We start from the raw sequence: 663 nt of genomic DNA, 5'->3' as shown, positions 1-663 counted from the left end.
GCTTCCCCTATCGCAAACTGGGTCAAGCCCTTGACAACGCTCTGGGTCTGCCCTATGGGAATCATGATGGCACTCGCCGTCACAAAGACATTCCCAACATCATGATACAACTTGTCATTGCCCATGAAAAGCGTATCTCTGATGGGATTTCCGGCTTTAGTCTGAATATCCCCTGCATTCCCAAGTTTGATATCCTGACCAGCCTCGTACATATTAGACAACCCATAGGCTGTTGTCCCAAAACCCACGATACCGCCTGCAACAACTAAAGGAGTCGCAGTTCCCAAGGTTCCTATAATTGCGAGAATCCCAAACGCAACGGTCACCACACCAATCGCCAAGTCTTTCCAACCATTCTTGGCACGATCCTCCGCAGCCAAGGCCTCAAAACGGACCTTGTCTCGCTCCTGGGCAGCCTTCACGCGCTCAACGCGACTCTCCATCTGCTGGGTCGCCTGTTTGTAGGCTATCGCAAAGCGTTTAACAGACTTGAGTTTGGCGAAATCTCCTGACTGATAAGTTCCTACCGTACGTGTCTTACTAGCATGCTCTGCGATCAAGGACTTGGTCGCAGCTAGAAGTTCCTTAAAGGCGACCAAATCCTGACTCGCATGGTTGCTTTCATACTGAGTGATGGAGCTATCCAAGTTCTTGATCTGATTG

Annotated in this window: 1 pseudogene; it reads right to left on the bottom strand. The window is 50.1% G+C overall.

The annotated features are described in order from the left end of the window. Positions 1-443: pseudogene (locus D8863_RS10720) on the bottom strand (T7SS effector LXG polymorphic toxin); the annotation flags it as partial. Positions 444-663: the final 220 nt, after the last annotated feature.

The sequence above is a fragment of the Streptococcus oralis genome (assembly GCF_003943825.1).
Classification (GTDB): domain Bacteria; phylum Bacillota; class Bacilli; order Lactobacillales; family Streptococcaceae; genus Streptococcus; species Streptococcus oralis_CD.
Note: the sequence above shows the minus strand (reverse complement) of the source record. Positions and strands in the feature narration are given on the sequence as shown.